This window comes from Paenibacillus sp. MT86 (assembly GCF_058792535.1).
Window position 1 is genome coordinate 4,465,241 of the sequence record NZ_CM179499.1, and the last position, 19,982, is coordinate 4,485,222.

16 protein-coding genes are annotated in these 19,982 nt (G+C 51.6%); all 16 read right to left on the minus strand.

Going from position 1 to position 19,982, the window contains the following annotated elements; all coding sequences use genetic code 11:
• Positions 1-3 precede the first annotated feature (3 nt).
• The 16 genes from AC3RCL_RS19950 to AC3RCL_RS20025 all read right to left on the minus strand — a co-directional run bounded on the left by AC3RCL_RS19950 (position 4) and on the right by AC3RCL_RS20025 (position 19,851).
• The gene (locus tag AC3RCL_RS19950) at positions 4-1,560 is read right to left on the minus strand and encodes a family 10 glycosylhydrolase (RefSeq protein ID WP_492531508.1); all 1,557 of its coding nucleotides are present in this window, start codon (positions 1,558-1,560) and stop codon (positions 4-6) included.
• A gap of 116 nt (positions 1,561-1,676) precedes the next feature.
• Positions 1,677-2,102 carry a transcriptional regulator MntR gene (mntR, locus tag AC3RCL_RS19955; protein ID WP_009591262.1) on the minus strand — a complete coding sequence of 142 codons (426 nt, stop codon included), beginning with the start codon at positions 2,100-2,102 and terminating at the stop codon, positions 1,677-1,679.
• 171 nt (positions 2,103-2,273) lie between these two features.
• Entirely contained in the window at positions 2,274-2,987 is a 714-nt protein-coding gene (locus AC3RCL_RS19960) for a cytochrome c biogenesis CcdA family protein (protein ID WP_009591263.1), read from the minus strand.
• 17 nt (positions 2,988-3,004) lie between these two features.
• Positions 3,005-3,835, minus strand: a complete 831-nt coding sequence (locus AC3RCL_RS19965) for a metal ABC transporter permease (protein WP_492531511.1) — start codon at positions 3,833-3,835, stop codon at positions 3,005-3,007.
• Between the two features lie 20 nt (positions 3,836-3,855).
• Positions 3,856-4,605 carry a metal ABC transporter ATP-binding protein gene (locus AC3RCL_RS19970; RefSeq protein WP_036665754.1) on the minus strand — a complete coding sequence of 250 codons (750 nt, stop codon included), beginning with the start codon at positions 4,603-4,605 and terminating at the stop codon, positions 3,856-3,858.
• 101 nt (positions 4,606-4,706) lie between these two features.
• Positions 4,707-5,798: a metal ABC transporter solute-binding protein, Zn/Mn family gene (locus AC3RCL_RS19975; protein ID WP_492531514.1), complete on the minus strand. Its 1,092-nt coding sequence runs from the start codon at positions 5,796-5,798 to the stop codon at positions 4,707-4,709.
• A 214-nt stretch (positions 5,799-6,012) separates the two neighbouring features.
• Complete coding sequence (gene metG / locus AC3RCL_RS19980) at positions 6,013-8,001, minus strand: methionine--tRNA ligase (RefSeq protein WP_492531516.1); 1,989 nt, start codon at positions 7,999-8,001, stop codon at positions 6,013-6,015.
• A 463-nt stretch (positions 8,002-8,464) separates the two neighbouring features.
• Entirely contained in the window at positions 8,465-8,722 is a 258-nt protein-coding gene (gene yidD / locus AC3RCL_RS19985; protein ID WP_096773220.1) for a membrane protein insertion efficiency factor YidD, read from the minus strand.
• Positions 8,719-9,189: a Fur family transcriptional regulator gene (locus tag AC3RCL_RS19990; RefSeq protein ID WP_009595022.1), complete on the minus strand. Its 471-nt coding sequence runs from the start codon at positions 9,187-9,189 to the stop codon at positions 8,719-8,721. Before AC3RCL_RS19990 ends, yidD begins: the two co-directional genes overlap by 4 nt.
• A gap of 232 nt (positions 9,190-9,421) precedes the next feature.
• Positions 9,422-12,154 carry a copper amine oxidase N-terminal domain-containing protein gene (locus AC3RCL_RS19995; RefSeq protein WP_192572505.1) on the minus strand — a complete coding sequence of 911 codons (2,733 nt, stop codon included), beginning with the start codon at positions 12,152-12,154 and terminating at the stop codon, positions 9,422-9,424.
• A gap of 155 nt (positions 12,155-12,309) precedes the next feature.
• Positions 12,310-13,950 (minus strand): glycoside hydrolase family 3 protein, encoded by a 1,641-nt coding sequence (locus tag AC3RCL_RS20000; RefSeq protein WP_192572506.1) that lies wholly within the window; start codon positions 13,948-13,950, stop codon positions 12,310-12,312.
• Between the two features lie 96 nt (positions 13,951-14,046).
• Positions 14,047-14,832 carry a response regulator transcription factor gene (locus AC3RCL_RS20005; RefSeq protein ID WP_015734435.1) on the minus strand — a complete coding sequence of 262 codons (786 nt, stop codon included), beginning with the start codon at positions 14,830-14,832 and terminating at the stop codon, positions 14,047-14,049.
• Positions 14,810-16,666: a cache domain-containing sensor histidine kinase gene (locus AC3RCL_RS20010; protein WP_090910995.1), complete on the minus strand. Its 1,857-nt coding sequence runs from the start codon at positions 16,664-16,666 to the stop codon at positions 14,810-14,812. Before AC3RCL_RS20010 ends, AC3RCL_RS20005 begins: the two co-directional genes overlap by 23 nt.
• A gap of 22 nt (positions 16,667-16,688) precedes the next feature.
• Positions 16,689-17,516: a carbohydrate ABC transporter permease gene (locus AC3RCL_RS20015; RefSeq protein WP_015734433.1), complete on the minus strand. Its 828-nt coding sequence runs from the start codon at positions 17,514-17,516 to the stop codon at positions 16,689-16,691.
• Positions 17,516-18,400 carry a carbohydrate ABC transporter permease gene (locus AC3RCL_RS20020; protein ID WP_096773217.1) on the minus strand — a complete coding sequence of 295 codons (885 nt, stop codon included), beginning with the start codon at positions 18,398-18,400 and terminating at the stop codon, positions 17,516-17,518. The genes AC3RCL_RS20015 and AC3RCL_RS20020 overlap by 1 nt, the downstream gene beginning before the upstream one ends.
• Positions 18,401-18,492: 92 nt before the next feature.
• On the minus strand, positions 18,493-19,851 hold the full coding sequence (locus AC3RCL_RS20025; RefSeq protein ID WP_452519647.1) for an ABC transporter substrate-binding protein: 1,359 nt from the start codon (positions 19,849-19,851) through the stop codon (positions 18,493-18,495).
• Positions 19,852-19,982 lie beyond the last annotated feature (131 nt).

The following is a 19,982-nucleotide window of genomic DNA, read 5'->3' on the forward strand; positions in this document are numbered from 1 at the left end:
GATTTATCTATAATATGATTGCAATTGATCTTTAATGCCTAACGGATTGCTTAAAATATTCTCTGCTCTAAAGAAAATGCTGCCTTTCACTTCGGCATGGTTTTGATTGTACTTCAATTGATTGATGATTTCCGATGCGCTCTGCCAGCCGATTTCGCTGGTTCCCAGTTTGTAGGGGGCATGGCCGATCAGAAGATCTACGCCGGTTCCTTGTACTTCGCCGGCCCACCAGTCCACCAGCTTATCATAGTCGGCTGCCGGGTTACTCATGCTCCAGTAGATCTGCGGTGCAACGTAATCGATCCAGCCGTTCTGGATCCAGGTCCGCACATCGGCATACATGCTGTCATACGCCGTTACACCTGCTTTCGTATCCGAACCCGTCTTATCCACGGACTGGTTACGCCATACGCCGAAAGGGCTGATTCCGTATTCGACGTCCGGTTTCACGCGATGAATGCTCTCTCCGAGCGATTGGACAAAGGCATTGATATTTCCGCGGCGCCAATCCGCCAGATTGGCGTAGGCCCCATTATTGAACTCGCGGTATGCCGCGTCATCGTTAAAGACCGTATTGGACGGATAGAAGTAGTCGTCCAGATGGATGCCGTCAATATCGTATCCGTTAACGACCTCCATGATCGTATCGATGATATGCTGCCTGGCTTCCGGAATCCCAGGGTTGATGTACAGCTGCTTGCCTGTATTCACGATCCAATCCGGATGGCTTAGCGCAACATGGGACGGATGGAGCGATGCCGTCAAAATATCGGTGTTCGCCCGGAAAGGATTAAACCAAGCGTGAAATTCCATATTCCGTTTGTGCGTTTCCTCTACCATGAAAGCAACCGGGTCGTAACCCGGATCGGCACCTTGAATGCCCGTCAACACCTTCGACCACGGTACCATGGTGGAAGGATACAATGCATCACCGGCCGGACGTACCTGCACGTACACGGTATTGATGCCGACATCCTGGAGCGAATCCAGCAAGGCGATGTAAGAGGCTTGCTGCTGTTCCGCGCTGGTCTTCGTTTTCGGCCAGTCCAGATTGAACACGGTGGATATCCAGGCCCCTCTGACTTCATCCCCGGTTGATACCGGCGGAGGAACGACGACCGAGCCCGTGGACAGCGAGATGCGCTGTGCCGCCTGATTCCACTCCACTTGAACGCCCAGATTCTCGCTGATGAAACGCAGCGGAACCATGACCCGGCCGTTCTTGATTTCAACGGAAGCATCCAGTGCTACCGATGATCCATTCACGAGGGCGGTTTTTTTGCCGGATGTCAATTGCAGGCTCGAACCGTCCTTTCCGATTGTTACCATCTTCGACTTCTGATTCCAAGCGACCGAAGCGCCAAGTCCTTCACTGATGATCCGCGTAGGAACCATGGTTACGTTAACCTTCGGCAATATGTAAGGAGATACGTCACTGTTCAGGTTTACACCGTCCAGCTGAATGCTGATACGAGCCGCCTTCGCTTGCGCGGTTGGGACCACCGACGGGAGACACAATAACAGCATGATCAGCACCAACAACCATCTACGAAGCTTCATTTCTATTAATCCTCCGAAAATATGAAATTTGCAGGTAATCTAACCTATTACTATAACCATGTAAATATGACGGTTCAGTTTAAAAAAGCATCTGTCACAAGCGGACAGATGCCACATTACGATTCGTTGACTAATTCGTTATGAACGTCACGCAAATCCTGAAGTCGATTCTCATCACGCTTGAAATATTCCACAAGCGTCTCAATTCTCGTAATGGAATCCCAGCTCAAGTGATGCTCGATTCCTTCAACGTCCCTGTAAATGTTTTCATCCTGTACACCGATCATCTCAAGGAATTCCTCAAGCAAATGATGACGTTCCATGAGCCGCTTGCCCATTTTTTTGCCTTTGCTGGTCAGAACCAAACCACGATATTTTTCATAGATCAAATATTCGTCTTTGTCCAGCTTTTGAATCATTTTCGTGACGGATGAGGGGTGAACCTCCAAGCCTTCGGCAATATCCGAAACGCGCGCATATCCTTTTTCGTCGATCAACTTGTAGATGCGCTCCAAATAATCCTCCATGCTAGGTGTCGGCATCTTATTCCCTCTTTTCTATAATTACATAACCCGTGCCATAAAACTGTTTTACCTGCATTAGTAATGATACATGTTTTTGAGACCCCTTGGCAAGTCCTGGTCCAATCCTCATGTCAATATGGGCCTATGTCAATATGGACCTATGAATTGAACCAGCCTTACCCAACGCCATTAGAATTTAAGCCATTCCGGCGTAATGCCTTGCAGCCAAATCGTAATCTTGTACATTTGATCCGTGAAGAGCAGAACCCCCATCAGAATCATCAAGACGCCGCCGACCTTCATCAGCGTGCTTGAATATTTAAGAATCCAGCGGGTGGAGCCGATGAAAAAGGCCAGGATGAAAAACGGCACCGCAAACCCGAGCGAATATGAAGTGATCAGCGGGAACCACGTTCCCGGATCGGAAGCTGCAAGCGCGATGATCGCTGTCAAAATCGGTCCTACGCAAGGCGACCAGCCTGCGGCGAAGCCGATACCAAATAGAAATGTTCCTATGTATCCGGTCGGTTTGGATTTAAAATTGAATTTCCGGTCCTTCATGAGAAACTTAGGCTGGAAAATGCCGATAAGCATAAGTCCCATCACGATGATCAGCAGCGCGGATAACTGTCGAATCAGATCCTGGTATTCCGTGAAAAACTCCCCGAACAGGCCTGCCCCCCAACCGAGAGTGTAATAAACAGCAGAAAACCCAAGGATGAACGCGAGTGTGTGCGTCATGGTCCGGAAACGGACCTCCTTGCGGTTCTGTTCGTTCTTTAAGTCATTGACCGACATGCCTGTAATAATGGATAAATAGGACGGGTACAGCGGCAGGCAGCATGGAGATATAAATGAAGCGAAACCGGCCGCAAACGCGATGCCGATATTAATATCAGCCATTTGATTTTAGAACCCCCTTATGTCGTAAAGCCCTTTTTGCCGACAAGCGTAATGATGAGCAGGCTGATCAGCAGCAGCACGATGGTGGCGCCGGGTGCCAAATTAAATACGCCGGCAAGCATCAGTCCCCCGATTACGGCAATTTCGGAGATGATCACCGATAATACGATGGAGCTTCGGAAGCTTTTCGCCAGCAATAAACTGATCGCTACCGGAATGGTCAGCAATGCGGAGACCAGAAGCGCGCCCACAATCTTGATGGCGGTGCTTACGACAAGCGCCGTCAGCACCGTAATGATCATGTTCATCCATTTGACGGGCAGGCCGCTGACGCTGGCCGCATCCTCCTCGAAGCTGAGCAGGAAAAATTCCTTGAAGAACATTACCACTACCGCAATGACAACGACGGTAACGCCGCCTACCATATAAATATCCGTGGAATCCAGCGTATAGATGCTTCCGAACAAATAACTCATGACATCCGTATTATAGCCCATTCCCAGCGTGAAAAACAGCGAGGCCAGCGCAACGCCGCCCGACATAATAATGGCGATGGACAGCTCGGCATAACTTTTGTAGGCCTTTCTCAGCTTCTCAATCGCAAAAGAGGCCAGCACCGCAAATACCAATCCTGCGGCAAGCGGGTAGACTTCGATCAAAAATCCGAGTGCCACGCCCGCTATCGTGACGTGCGACAACGTATCGCCGATCATCGACAGCCTGCGCAGCACGAGGAATATTCCGATAAGCGGGGCCGTAATCCCGATCAGAACCCCACCGATCAGCGCCCGCTGGAAAAAATCGCTAAGCAAAATATCAAGCAATGACAACGTCTCCTTCTCCTGCATCCATAAGTTTGTTTCTATGATTATACGAGCGAATGCTGCAAGTCCACTTCCGCGCAGTTTTCGATTTCATGGGAATGCCGGACGAAAAACTGAATCTTTCCGTTTTGCGATACCGGCGATTCGCCCAGGTAGTCTTTGACCATGTCCAAATCATGGGTGACCATCAGGAACGTCATATGGTGATGGGCATGCATATGGGTGATCAATTCAAAGAATCCGGCTTGGGTCTCCGCATCAATGCCGATTGTCGGCTCGTCCAGTATAAGCAGATCCGGACGATTAATCAGCGCGCGAGCAAGGAATACGCGCTGCTGCTGGCCTCCGGACAAGGCGCCGATCCGTTTATCGGCAATATCCTGAATGCGCATCACTTCCAGCGCGTCCTCGCATTTCTGATGGTCCAGGCGGCTCAAACGGCGAAACATTTTTTTTCGATTATATAGACCGGACATGACGACTTCGCGCACGGTGGCAGGGAACAGCGGGTTGAACGCATTTTTTTGCGGAACATAGCCTATTCGCTCCCAGTCCTGGAATTTACGGATCGGCTGGCCGAACAGTTCAATGGTCCCTTCCGCGGCGGGAAGCAAGCCGACGATCATGCGGAGCAGGGTGGTTTTACCCGCGCCGTTAGATCCGACGATGCCAACGAAGTCCCGCTCTTTTATGGTGAAATTAAGATCCTTGATCACCTGTTGATCCCGGTAATGAAAGGATACATCCTTGATTTGTACGATAGGTTGGTGGCAATCCTGCGCTGCCGGCTCCATAAACAGGCCGCCTTTCTCTCTGTAGTCTCTCTATAATAAATATACGAGTCCGTATACGTTCATAACACGAAAGAAGAGGGGGATATGATCCCCCTTCTTCCTTATTGTAAAGCCTTCGTTAGATTTTGCAAATTTTTCTCCATCAGCGTGAAATAATTCTCGCCGCTGCTTGCCTGCTCCTTGGTCAGCCCCTCCACCGGATTCAGCACCAAGGTTTCCACGCCCGCTTCATTGGCCAGCGTTTTGGCCAGTTTATCCGATACGAGTTCTTCGAAGAAGATATATTTCACTTCCTTCTCTTTCACCGTCTTGGTCAGGTTCACGATATCCTGCGCTCTCGGCTCGGCGTCTGGCGACAGTCCCATAATCGCATGCTGCGTCAAACCGTAGTCCCGGCATAGATAACCGAATGCCTGGTGGGATACGACGATATCTTTTTTCGGCAGTTTGGACAGCTCGCTCGCAAAGTCGTTATCCAGTTTGACCAGTTTCTCTTTTAACGCTTCATAGCGCTGTTCATAGCCGTCCTTATGTTCCGGATCGACCTCGACCAGGCTGTTCTTGATATTTTCTGCCATGACCAGCCCGGATTTCGGGCTTACCCAAGTATGCGGATCCGTATGATGGGTATCCGTATTCGTCTCGGCTGCCTCTTCCTCGTGATCATGGCCAGCATGATCTTCTTCGGTGCCTTCCTCATGGCTGTGGTCGTGCGCTTCAGCGCCTTCTCCATGACTGTGGTCGTGTTCCTCTTCATGGGCTGCTTCACCATGCCCGTGGCCATCATCCCCCACGGCGTCGATCAGTTGGATCCCTTGGGAAACGATGACTGGTTTCACTTGCGTATCTTTATCGAGACCCTTTAAGAATCCAGGCGCCCAGCCTTCCAGCCCTGCACCATTATAAAGAAACAGCTGAGCCTTGGATGTATTGACGATATCCTGACTCCGCGGCGTCCAATCATGAGGTTCCACGCCAGTTGGCAGAAGATTCACGACATTGACCTCGTCTCCGCCGATTTCCTTCGTAAATTCATATATTGGATAGAAGGTCGTAATGACGTTAACCTTGCCTTCAACAATGCTTCCGCCGGATTTGCTTCCGCAGCCCGACAGGATGAGCACCGCCAGCAACATCGAAGTAACGCTCCAGGTCCAGCCGTTCAGTTTGTTCTTGCTCTTTCTCTTGTTCATGTTCATCTCCCCCACATTCGCTCCGCTCAACTAATCGTAAACTTTACTAAAAAGATTATAAGAGCAGTTCGACGTGATTGTCAACCAAATCGTAAAAGTTACTATTAGTTTTTCATATAGAACTCAGGTACCCCGCGTATTAGAGGAAAAAAATAACGGCGTACCCTTAACAGGGTACACCGTCTGATCCAACTTAATTCAACGCAGGCGTCATTTATTTCACGATGGCGCCGTTTGGCATGCCCTCCGGCACGGTTGCCAGCGTGAGCTGATCCCCGTAGGAAGCGGCCAAAATCATGCCTTGCGACATTTCGCCTCTAAGCTTCACCGGCTTCAGGTTTGTCACGCAAATCACTTTGCGTCCCACCAATTCCTCCGGCGTATAGAACTTCGCAATGCCGGACACCACCTGCCGCTGCTCAAACCCGAGATCCAGCAGCAGCTTCAGCAGCTTGTCCGCTTTCTTGACCGGCTCGGCGGCGATGACCTGTGCTACGCGCAGCTCAACCTTGGCGAAATCCTCGATGCCGATTTCCTCTTTGAGCTCCACAGGCTCCGCTCCGCTATCGGCGGACGAAGCTGCCGCCGAACCCGTAGGCTCTTCCTCGGCTGCCTTCTTGCCGCCAGTCATCGCTTCAGCGATGTAGGCCACTTCCAGCTCCGCATCCAAGCGAGGGAAGATCGGCTCGCCCTTTTGAAGCTTCGTACCAGCCGGTATCGCTCCGAGCTGGCGTCCGCTTTCCCAAGTTGTCAATTCCCCTTCCGCCAAGCCGAGCTGTTCCCACATTTTCTTCGGCGTGCGGGTCAGGAACGGCTGCAGCAGGATCGATGCAATCCGCAGCGTCTCGACCAAATGGCTCATAACGGAAGCAAGCTCATGCCGTTTGCTCTCGTCTTTGGCCAGCGTCCACGGCTGGGTCTCATCGATGTATTTGTTGCTGCGGCTGACAAACTGGCTGATCGCGGTCAGCGCAACCGAGAACTCCATATTCTCCATGGCGGTTTCGACTTTGTCATAAACGGACTTGGCCGCTTCCTCGATCGCGGCATCAAAAGGCGTTACGCCTGCCGAGAAAGCCGGAACCTCCCCGCCGAAGTATTTATCGACCATGGCCACGGTGCGGTTCAGCAGGTTGCCCAAATCATTGGCGAGGTCGGAGTTCACCCGCTCTACGAAGCTTTCCGGCGTAAACGTGCCGTCCGCCCCGAACGGAACTTCGCGCAGCAAGTAATAACGAAGCGCGTCGAGACCATACCGGTCGATCATCGTGACCGGGTCGACCACATTCCCTTTGGATTTGGACATTTTGCCGTCCTTCATGAGCAGCCAGCCGTGGGCAAACACTTTTTTCGGAAGCGGCACATCGAGTGCCATCAAGATGATCGGCCAATAGATCGTATGGAAACGCACGATTTCCTTGCTCATCAGGTGAACGTCCGCCGGCCAGTATTTGTCATACAGGCTGGTGTCCTCCGTACCGTAACCGAGTGCCGTGATGTAGTTCAGGAGTGCATCGATCCACACGTAGATGACATGTTTCGGATCGCTCTTGACCTTAACCCCCCACTCATAGGTTGTACGGGACACAGCCAGATCCTCAAGACCTGGTTTAATGAAGTTGTTGATCATCTCGTTCTTGCGGGATACCGGCTGAATGAAATCCGGATTCTCCTCGTAATACTGAAGCAGGCGGTCCACATACTTGCTCATGCGGAAGAAGTAGCTCTCCTCCTTCACGAGCTCCACCGGCCGGCCGCAGTCCGGACAATTGCCGTTGACCAGCTGACGTTCCAGGAAGAACGACTCGCAAGGCGTACAGTACCACCCTTCGTATTCGCCCTTGTAGATGTCGTCCTGCTTCAGCAGACGTTCGAATACTTCCTGCACCACCGTGGTGTGGCGCTTCTCCGTGGTACGAATGAAGTCTTCGTTCGATATGTCCAGTTTTTTCCACAGATCCTTGATGCCTGCCACGATGTCGTCAACGAACTGCTGCGGGGTTTTTCCGGCCTCTGCCGCTTTGCGTTCGATCTTCTGCCCGTGCTCATCGGTCCCCGTCAAATAACGGACATCGTATCCGCGAAGCCGTTTGTAGCGGGCCATGGCGTCGCCGGCCACCGTTGTGTAAGCATGTCCGATATGCAGCTTGTCGCTCGGATAATAGATCGGCGTCGTAATATAAAACGTCTTTTTGTCTGCCATTGTAACCTTCCTTTACCGTGAAATTGATTGTCAAATCAAGCGATTCCTTAGGAAAACCAGCAGTAAACAGCAAAAAACCCCCGCCCCTATGGGACGAGAGTTATTCTCACGTGTTACCACCCAAATTCCCCGTACCCTTGCGGGCAACAGGCTCATCTGCCGTCATACGGCGTCCATTAACGCTGGCTCACGCCGCTTCTTTACGGCAGCCACTGGCTGCAGCGCTCAAAAACGGATCCTCCAAGACCATTTTCCGAAATTCGCCAAGACCGGTTTCCAGCTCCTCCGGCTCTCTGTTCAAGGCAAGCTTTTCGTACTTATCTCTTCCTCGGATATACCTATAATTTCTTACATTTTAATCAAACGAGCCGCAGCGTGTCAAGGTGTGCATCGATCCAAGGCATCCCCTGGCTGCGGGCGGCATGCTTTCGGTTATCATCCATATGATACCCAAAAAAAATCGCTATTCCTCTGTCAATGAAGACGACATCTTATCCTTGCGCGGCGGGACCAAATCGATGCCTCCAGGATGAAACGGATGACATCTCGCGATCCGCTTAGCAGCCAGCCAGGAGCCCTTCAGCGCACCATGCACCTCAATCGCTTCCAGGGCATATGCCGAGCAGGTTGGATAGAAGCGGCAAGTCGCCGGTTTCAGAGGAGAAATGAATTTCCGATAGAAGTGTATCGGCACCTTCACTACCCTGCGCGCCGTGCTCATGCCCGGCTGTCCCGATTTCCTCCACCCGCCTGCGAAGTTTCCTTATCGTTATTGTCCTTGCCGCAGTCCCGGCAGTATCCGAACACTTCGAATTTATGCTGGACCACCTGGAAATCGTCCGGTGCATCGGTCAGCTGCATCGGGCAGAAGGTAATCGGATAGGTCTTCTGGCACTGCAGGCAGATCATGTGATGATGATGGTGTTCTTCGCTGCAGCGTCCCCGGAACTTGACGCCTTCCTCGAACACGACTTGCTCCAATACGCCAAGCTCGTACAATACCCGAAGATTCCGGTATACCGTATCAAAGCTCAAACCGCTGTACTTCCGGCCCATATATTCGTATACATCCTTGGCCGTCAAATATCCAGGATGTTCCCCAAACAATTTGGCAAGCGTCTTGCGCTGATCGGTAATGCGCAGCCCATGTTCCGACATGGCGTCGATGATCTGTTCCGTCGTAAGCATACGCAATAACCTCCTCTACTTGAAGATACTCTCTCCTTATAATGCCTGAAAAAAATGACAGCGTCAATGAAAGCGGTTGTGAACAGGTAAACCGCCTGCCAAGCAGCCAGGAGCTTGAAAGGCTAACGGACGGCATAAACCTGCCCCTCCCTCGGCATAAACCAACAAAAAGGACAGCCCGGGCCGTGTTTCGGCTGATGGGCTGTCCGCTTGTTGTTATGAATAAATAGGATTAGTTCTTCACTTGCGGCAGCGGCTGGAGCAGAATGTTGATCGGCAGGCTGCTTCCCGGTGCTGCCGTAAACAGAATTTCCACCGTCTGCTCGTAATTTCCCGTACGATAGAGAACGGCGGCTTCATTCGGTGCAGATACCGCACCACCGCTGGTGTTCGGCGTCTGAATGATGTTTCCGTTCACCATCATCGCGCCCATGTATTTGCCTCCGCGCGGATTCAGCGTGATCAGCGTATTGGGTGCTACGCGGTGCAGCTTGATTTTGTACAGAACGCCGAAGTTACCGGCGTTGGATTGATATGAACCGTTAATGCCGTCATACCCTTCCAGGTTCGGATCGTTTGTCTTATCACCAATCGCAAGACGCGTAGGCGTGTTGCCTACCAAATCATAGGATTCAATGATTCGGGTCGAGTCCGGGTAGGTTCCCCGGTTATGAATGCCATCGGCCGGGTGAAGCTTCAGGTATGGCAGCTTCTGGATCGGATCCTTGGCTTCATCGATCATGATGACATCATATCGAATCGGCGAATCCGAATACAGGTCGGCAAACATGGACAGCACCTGCTGATTCTTCATTGTTTGCGCGCTCAAATCTTGCAGGATGATCCGGCTTTCGCCAGGGGCGAGCGAAATCGTCTTGAATGCATCCGCTGACTGCATGGACTCGAGATAGCGCTGCACAGCCGCTTTCCCCGTAGCAGTCGGAATGTTGATCGGACCGCCCAAACCGGTATACTCGGTGGTCAGACGCGCCGTCATCGTGTTGATGTTGGTCGCTACGACATACATCTTCATGTTCTTCCCGGTTGCATTCAAGTGGTGAATCATGAAGCGCGTGCTGGCATTGCCGATCTCGCGATATACGATACCTTCCTGATAGACGGTTTCCGGAGAGTTGCTGCGAATCAACAGGTACGGCTCGGAGCTTCTCGTAATCGGCATCAGATTCCATGTCGGCACGGCCGATCCGTCAAACGTGTATTTGTCGCCGATGCCCGTAAATAATTGATTGAATTGATCGCGTGTATACAACACTTCGCTTGTTACGTTGATGATTTTTTCGTATGAGCTGGTCGCTCCATGCTTATCGGTCACGATCAACAGCACTTTATGCGGCCCTGCCGTAAAGAAAGCCTGGTCGTTGTTTTCCCACTTAAACGTAATTTCATCGCCGGGATCGCTGTCATAACTCATGTTAATGTACGTAATTTTCTCGCCGATCTTGTATTGCTGTTTATCCGTGTCGAACATGGCCACAGGCGGCGTATTCGGTGCGGATACATGAATGCTCAAAATATACGGATCGCTCCACTCCCCGCTGGCGTCCTGTACCGAATAGGAAACCGTATGCACGCCAGGCTCGTCAAACACATCTTCCCGGCCTTCCCAATGCTCGTCTACGATAGCCAGGCCTGTCGGCGAATAGGCATTCGTCTTGTACGTTACCTTGGTTTGTCCTGCAAAGATTTCACCAGGCTGCACCGTAAAGGATGCCACCGGCTTGGAGCTCAGGCTCAGGATGATCCGCTTGTTCGGCTGGTCGACCCGGTAGGTGATGTCCAGCGCTTGCGTGATGCTGGTCAGCGGCACCATAAACGTATTATTGGACTGGTAAGCCGGTCCCTTCATCGATTTTCGAACGCCGTTCACCGTGTATACGCTGCTGTTCGTCTTAAAGCGCAGCTCATCGTTACCTCGGATAATAATCGTTTCCTTTGTCTTGCCGTCATAGGTCAGTCTCAGGCCGACACGGTCGACGAGGGATCGAATCGCGACATAGGATACGCCATTCTTGACTGCCATAGGCTGTCCGGCGGTATACGCTTTTCCGTTCTGATACATCTTGTTGCTGTTCATCATCAGGATCAGGTCATTCGGACCGAGGTTCGGTATGTTCGGAACCTCGCTGCCGGATCCGCCGCCGCTGCTGCCCCCCGGCTGTTCGCCGCTGTTGCTGCCGCTGCCCATTCCGGACAGATCGAGAATCACTTTCTTCTCCGGCTGGTTCACCGTGTATGGAATATCAAGCGCTTGCGTGATCGCGGTCAGCGGTACCATAAACACGTTGTTGCTCTGGTAGGCAGGGCCTTTCATCGGACGCACCTGTCCGTTGACTTTATAATTGCTGCTTCCTGTCGTGAATCGGAGCTCATTGCCATCCTTAATGATAATGGTTTCCTTCGTCTTATTATCGTAAGACAGCTTAAGTCCTGCGCGCTCCACCATGGCGCGAATGGCGACATAGGATACCCCTTGCTTCACGGCCATCGGCTGTCCCGCTTTGTACTGCTTGCCGTTATGGTACATCACATTGCTGTTCATCAGCAGCACCAGTTCGTTAGCGGCTGCATTGGTAATGCCGGCTTCGGGCTTGCTTTCGGCCGGGCTTCCCTCTTCGTTCTCAGATACTTCATTATCGGAAGGATCGCTTGCCGAGTCCTCCTGCTGTTCATTGGGTTCAGAAGGTGTGGCATTCGGATCGCTGGTCGTGCCTTCGATTGAATCGGAAGGTGTTTCTGTTGGCGTTGCCGGCGTTTCCTCCGCTTGCTGCAAGTCCGTCTGTTGTTCTCTGTTTGCCTGGCCTTGTCCTTCCACCGGGGACTGCAGCGCCGGTTGCCCGTTTAGCGCCGGAGCTGTAACATCCGGTGATTCAGCTGCCACGGGAAATGCCATGGATACTTGGGCCGCGGCAAGGACTGTAATCATCGAGATTCGTTTGAAATTCATTCTCTACTCCTTTAAAACTCTCAGTATAGTCTGTCTGCCTCTATTGGACATACTATTAGACGCCGACTTTCCCGAAAAGTTGCTCAGAAATGGCTGGAAAATAGGAAAACCGGAGCATTCCTAGGCAGGAAGACTCCGGTTTGGGCAACCATTATTTAATTATTGACATAGTCCTGATTACCGGTCCAGCCGAGAGGATAGGTCTTGCTGATCCCTACCGGAAGCTTACCCTCAGGCCTAACTTTGCCAACCAATACACCCGCGGCGGCATTCATGTAGTAAGGCGTATTCTCGTAGCTGCACAAATATGCGGGAACTGGCGGAAGATCATTGATATCGTACGGATTGCGGGTTGCGACGATAACGAGCGTCACATCCTCAAGCTCGCTCAGCCTGCTTACAAGCTTCTGCTGACCTTGCGGAAGACGGCTCTCGGAGGTGTACGTAGCCACCACGATCTGCTTATATCCTTCCGCGGCTTTAACGGCCTGCTCTACCTCTTCGTCGGACATATCCGTCCCGACGCGCAGATCGTCCGCCTGCACGCCGTAACTTCTCAGGGCATCCCCTAGCGTGTAGCTCTTGCTCCATGCTTCGTCGACCTGGGTCGCCTGAAGCAGCTCCGGCCAGATTACGGTAACCGCCTGCTCCGGCTTAAGAGGCAGCTGCCCTTCGTCTTTTACCAGCGTGATTCCCCTGCCTGCGATTTGAGCGAGCAGCTGTTTGGTCTCTTCGGCAACCTCGCCAATCGGGTGGACGGGAAGCTCTTCAGCGAGTTTCGCATTACGTTGTTTGAGCGCCAAAATCCGATCAACGGCTTTGTCGATCAGTTCTACCGGGAGTCTCCCGCCGCGGACAGCCTCGATGACCGCCGTAATCGCTGCCGTCTGCTCCGACAGCGTATGGCTGACCAGCACGCAGTCCGCACCTGCTTCGATCGCGCGGATCGCACCTTCCGGAATGCCGTACTCCTTGGAGATCGCATGCATCTCGAGGCAATCCGTCACGATCAAACCTTCGAAGCCCATTTCCTCCCTCAGCAGCCCCGTTAATACAGCATGAGAAAGCGTTGCAGGCAGATCACTCGGCTCAATGGCCGGGAAACTGACGTGAGCCGTCATGATGGCATCGACGCCGTCCTTGATCGCTTGTGCGAAAGGGAACAGTTCAACGCTGCGGAGCCGTTCCAAATCATGCGGTACGGATGCCCGCCCCAGGTGGGAATCTACGCTGGTGTCGCCATGACCCGGGAAGTGCTTGGCTGTAGCGGACACCCCTTCTTCCTGATAACCCTTAATCGCCGCAGTCCCGAGCTCGGCAACGGCATGGGGATCTTCGCCGAAGGAGCGCACGCCGATAACCGGGTTGCGCGGATTGTTGTTGACGTCGAGGCAAGGCGCGAAGTTCATGTTCACGCCGAGTGAACGCAATTCGCGCGCCCCGATTTGCGCCACCCTGTAGGCATCCTCTGCGCTGCCCGCTGCTCCAAGCGCCATATTGCCCGGAATTCGGCTGATGCCTTCATGATCGATTCGCGCGACCATGCCGCCCTCCTGATCAATCGAGATCAGAAGCGGAAACGGTTGGCTGCCCGAAGCGAGCTGCTGCAGAGATGCCGACAGTTCGGCAAGTTGAGGCAGAGTCTTCACGTTCCGGCGGAAGTAGCAGATGCCCCCCACCTGAAATTGTTCGATCAGTATGTTGGCATGCTCATTCGGCGTCAATGCGTTGAAGCCGCATATAAACATTTGTCCTACCTTTTGCTCTAGCGTTAAATCTGCTGCCGTCCATTTCATTGATTCCAAACCTACTTTCTATCAATTTAGAGGACGCCCGCAAGTCGGAAGTAGAAGTCCTGATGATTATCTGCCTGCTTTCGTCCCATCAAAGACTCAGAGACTCGGCTCTCCGGACATTTCCCGGAATTCGGATGGCGTCATGCCGGTAGCCTTTTGAAATACCTTGGTAAAATACCGCCGTTCATGATAACCGACAAAGGAACCGATCTGTGCAATGTTCTTGTCGCTGTTCACTAGCAGGAATTTGGCCGCCTCCATCCGCTGTCTCGTCAAATACTCCACGAAGGTAAGTCCGACATGATTCTTGAACAGCAAGCAGAAATAACTGGAGCTGATGCCCAGATGCTCCGAAAGCTCCTCGATCCCCAAATCCTGTCCCATGTGGGTGTTGATGTACTCCAGGGCGGACGATACCAATTGTTCGGGCGTTTTCTTAACGGCTTCGGGGTTCGGAGCCTCGTCGATCAGCGAAACGGTATTGTAATACTTTTCTTTCGCCCTCTTCTTGCGAATTTCCTCCCCGATCTCCCGAATCTTCATCTCAAGCTCCCCGTAATGAATCGGCTTGCTGATATAATCCTTAACCCCCAGCTTGATCGCTTCACGGGCATATTCAAATTCCTGATAACCCGTCAGCAAAAAGATTTCCGCCCGGCTTCCTTTCTCCCGGATCTTCGTAATGAAAGTCAGCCCGTCCATGACGGGCATCCGGATATCGCACAGAATCAAATCCGGGTTATACTGATCCGCTACTTCAAGTGCTTCCATCCCGCTGCGGGCAAGTCCGACCACCTTCATGCCCATCTCTTCCCAAGGCAGAACCTTGCTGAGATTGTTCAGGATGGGAGCCTCATCATCAACCAATAATGCCTTCAGCATGCTGCCCTTCCCCCCTGTCATAATTGGGTATGACGCATTGTATAACGGTGCCGCCGGGGCGGCTGGAGCATATGAACAGCCCATAATAAGGACCGTACTGAATTCTAAGCCGATCGGCCACGCTTCGCAGTCCAAGTCCCCGCCGTTCCTGGTTTACTTTCAGGTTCTGCATCGTCGTCTGCTCGGATACGCCATCCTCGGACACCATATACTCGAACATGGACAACTGCTCAGAGGTCATGCCGAGTCCGTTGTCCTCCACCCGGATTACGACATTGCCGAGCTCCTTCCAAGCAGAGATGCGTATCCATCCCGTATAGGAAATTCCCTCAAAGCCATGCTGGATGCTGTTCTCCACCAGGGGCTGCAGCGTCAGCTTCAGAATGCGGCTGTGCATAAGCTCTTTCGGCACGTCGATTTCGTATTCGAACAGATCCTCGAACCGAAACTTTTGAATTTCAAGATAACTTTGAAGATGCTTGATTTCTTCATCCAGCGTAATTTCTTCCTTGTCCTGTATGCTGATCCGCAATATGCTGGCAAGCCGGTACACCATCTCGCTGACCTTGCGCCCTTCATTCTGGACCGCAAGGACATTGATCGACTCCAACGTGTTAAACAGGAAGTGCGGCTTGATCTGTGCTTGCAGCACACGCATTTCCGCATCGGTCTTCTGCCTTTGCTCCTTCTTGATCTGCGCGAACAGATTGTTGATCCGGTTCATCAAATTGTTGAACCCTTTCGACAGCAGCAGAAGCTCATCCTCGCCCTTCTCTTCCACTCTTGCATTCAAATCCCCATCCTCCACGCGGCGCATAAACCGCACGATGACGGCAATCGTGCCGGTAATCCGGTTCATGAACAGGCGGTTGAACACAATCGCGGTAACCAGACAGATCCCCATGATGACAAAAAACCATTTGGCAAAGGAAGTTACCTCTTGCGACAGCGAGTTCCAATCGGTCACCGAGACGATATTCCAGCCATAATCGTTCAGATGATAAATGGAAACAATATTTTCTTTGCCGTTAAACTTGGCTTTAAAGCTTTGATAGCCTTGCTTAAACTCAACGTCACGCTTCATGTATTGACTGATATTTTGACCATCCATGCCGTTCTGCGGGTCAAACAGAATGAAGCCTTCATTGTTGACCAGCATGAATGAGGTGTTCTGCAGGTTGTTAGGGAGCGTCAGATTGCGGAAAATTTCCTCGAACTCCCATCTCTTGATCTGGACGACGAGAATTCCCAGCTTGCGGAGCGTCGTGACGTCTTTTATCAGCCTGATCTGGGTAAACACCGGATCCGCCCCCGTCAGTTCCGGAAATTCGTGCGGAGCCAGCCATTTGGGAATCCCGTTCAGCTTCACAACCTCTTCATACAAGGGACTGTTCTTAAACTGCTCATAAGGAAGCGTCCTGAAATCCTCTTTACTGAATATCGGAATGGGTGCTGATTCTTTGTTGAAATGATATAGAAACGCATAACTGATGGCAGGGTGATTATAGAGGAGATTGCGAAAGCTTCGCTGCCTGTCGTTCAATTTCAGCTGGTCCGCATTGGATTCCTTAATCAGGTTCTGCGCATCAGGATCCTTGGCATTCAGCGCCATTGCGAAGACGGAGGTGGCAATCCCGTTATCCGTGACGTACTCCATCTCCTTAAACACGTTCAAAATGCTGTAGCTGATCGCTTTTAGCGAATATTCGGCTTGCTGGCTGTACTTTTCCTCAATCGAGTTGTAGGTAATAAAGAATGTAAATAGGCCCAGCACAAATAACGGAATAATAATGAGCCCCAAAAAGGCCGTGAATAGTTTGTTCCGCAAATTCATACGCATGCTCCTGCTCCTTGTATTACCCCTTGACGCTTCCTGCGGTGACGCCTTCAATGATTTTCTCTTGCAGAACGGCATAGATGATAAGGACCGGCAGCACGCTGAATACGATCCCCGCCGACATCTGGGCGTAGTTCATATTGTAAGCGTCCCTGAAACCGACCATTCCGACAGGCAGCGTTCTCAGTTCATCATTCGATAGGAAGTAGTTAGCAAGCAAGAATTCGTTCCAGTTACCCAGGAAATTGATGATGAACACGGTAACGATAGCCGGAACGGTCAGAGGTAAGATAATTCTAGCAAACAAGCCTCCGGACCTCAATCCGTCTATGACCGCGGCTTCCTCGATTTCACCGGGCAGCGACCGCATGAAGGCGGCCAGAATAATCACAGAAAACGGGATGGCATTGGCAACATAGGGCAGAATCAGGGCCATATGCGTATTCAGAATATCCAGCTGCCTCATGATGCCATAAATCGGCAGCAAGAGGGAGTTATTCGGGATCAGCATCCCGATCAAAATACATTGAAAGATGATCGCGCTGATCCGGTTGTATCTCATCCGCGTCACGGCAAAAGCCAGCATTGCCGCAAACAGGATCGATAAGCAGGCCGACAGCACGCCGATGTATAAGCTGTTCCAGAAATACGTGCTGATCTTGGCGCTCACCCAAGCGTTCACGTAGTTATCAAACACCAACGTGCTTGGCAATCCAAACGGGTTCGTTGCAATGGACTGGTTATCCACCTTAACGGATGAGAACAGGACGAACAGGAACGGATACAGGATGACGAGCAAATAAGCCATCAGGAAAATGTGCGGAATCAGTTTCTTTAGTGCCCTCATCAGTATTCAATCCTTTCGTTGCGTCTGGCGATCAGCACCTGGTAGAGCACCGTTACGATAATCGTGAAGAGGAAAATCAACACGGCGATCGAATTGCCGAAGCCATGCTTGAAACTCGTAATCGCGTATCGAATCATATATGTTGCCATAACGTCGGTGGAGCCGGCCGGCCCGCCCTTGGTCATAACCAGGATAATGTCCGCGGCTTTCATGGCTCCCGCAATCGAAAGCATGATCACAACGGAGATAATAGGCATTATTAGTGGAAGCGTGATTTTGGTAGCCCTTTGGACGCCTGTCGCTCCGTCAATCGCCGCAGCTTCGTCAAGCTCCTTGGGAATGGACAGAATTGCGGCAAGGACCATCACAATGTAAAAGCCGGTCCATTGCCAAGCGTTCGTAATCAAGATGGCGATCATGGCCCATTTGCGATCCGACAGCCAGTAGATCGGCTCGATGCCAACCAAGCCCAACATCTCATTCATCAGGCCAAAGTCCGGATTGTAGATGAATCCCCACAAAATGCCGATGACAGCCGTCGACATGATGGAAGGTGCGAAAACCGCTGTTTTATACAGCCCCTTCAAACGTTTGACGCTCGCGATAAGCAGGGAGAAAACCACGATGATCGGAACCTGGATCAAGCAGGAAAAAAGTATGAAATAGACATTGTTTCGGACCGCCTTCCAGAAGGCATCGTCATTCAGGGCGGTCACATAGTTATCGAGCCCGATGTACTTCACGTCTTTGGAGATGCCGTTCCAGCTCGTAAAGCTGTTGTCAAACGCAGTGAAGATGGGATATATGAAAAAAGCCAGAAACAGCAAGAATGCCGGCAGCACAAAAACGATGTAAATCAGAGGATTTCTCAGCGCTCTGTTCATGGTAACCTCCGTATTGATGTCTGATGTTGTTTAGGCGAAAGGGCACCCCCATATGCCTTTAGCGGGTGGTGCCCTTTCGTCTGGAATTTTAGTTATTCCTCTGAAGCATTAGCCGCTTCCTGTGCTGCTTGAACATTCTCCAGCATCTTCTCGGCATCGAGCTCGCCGCCGATCACCTGCTGGATTCCCATGCTCAGCGCCGTGTTTACGTCGGCTTGGACAAGCGCATCGAAGGCAGGGAAGGATTTGTTGATTTCGCTGACGCCTTTGAAAATGTCCTGCATCAGCGGATCATCCGACGTGGAATTCATCGTTTCCAGATCCATCTTCATCGCCGGCAGTACTCCGTCTTCCTTGAGCCCGCGCAGCTGCATTTCATCCGTCCACATATTTTTGATGAATTCTTTAACCGCTTGAAGCTTGCGAGGATCCTCTGCTACTGCCGCCGAGAAGCCATATCCGTTGTTAGCGTCCTGCATGACGATGACAGGGTCGCCTTCATTCACCGGAGGCAAATTGAAATAGCCGATCTTGCCGACCATGTCGCCCGCTTGCGCCGGATCTCTAAATACGGAGTTCGCCCACGATCCGTCCATCATCATGACGGCTTCCCCGGTGATGATTTGATTTCTCATGTCCGCGTATTCAAAGCCGAGCTCGCCTTTTTTGAAGTACCCTTTCTCCACCCATTCCTGATGTTTCTTCACGCCTTCCACGACTTTCGGATCGGTCCATTTGGTTTCCCCGGTCTTGAAGCCGTAAGTCACCTCCGCTCCTGCATAATAACTCCACAGGTTATTCGTGGTCATGAGCGGAATCCATGCATCCTTGGAAGATTGCGCGAACGGAATTTTGCCGTCGGCCTTGATGGCTTCGGCGATCTGCTCAAGTTCCGCCAACGTTTTCGGTACGCTCAGACCTTTCTGGGTGAAGTAATCCTTGTTATAGAAAATACCTTCGATGGAACCGCCGATCGGCAAACCATAGATCTTGCCGTCATGCGTGAACGGGTCCAGTGTCGTAAATTTGTCCTTTATGCCGAGCTCATCCAAGATTGGGGTCAAATCGAGCATCAAGCCTTCTTTGGAATATACGCCTGCATCGGGGCTTCCGAATACGTCGAATACTTCCGGCGGCTTGCCGGCAGCCATCTCGCCTCTCAGCTTCTCTTTACGATTCACTTCAGAGTCTACAGCGTCCAGCTTGATTTTAAGCCCGGGCACCGCTTCTTCGGTTTTGCTGACCACATCGTTCAGCAATGCGAGACGGAACTTCTTGGATTCGCCAACTTGCGTATGGCGAATGGTGATTTCAAACGGCTCATTGCTCACCGTTCCTTCCGAGCCGCCTGACGGCTTTTCTGCCGCCTTGTCACCGCCGCCGCATGCAGACAAAAGCGTGGATGAGACGAACAAAAGCGACATGAATAATGCCAGACCCTTTTTCTTCATTGTCTTTGACCCTCCCGAAGTGTTTGTATATTGATAGGCGCTTTCCTTACATCTTCATTATAGAAAGCGATTCCACTTTACGATAGGTCGATATTTTTCTATCCAAGGGATAATATCCTCTACAAAAAACA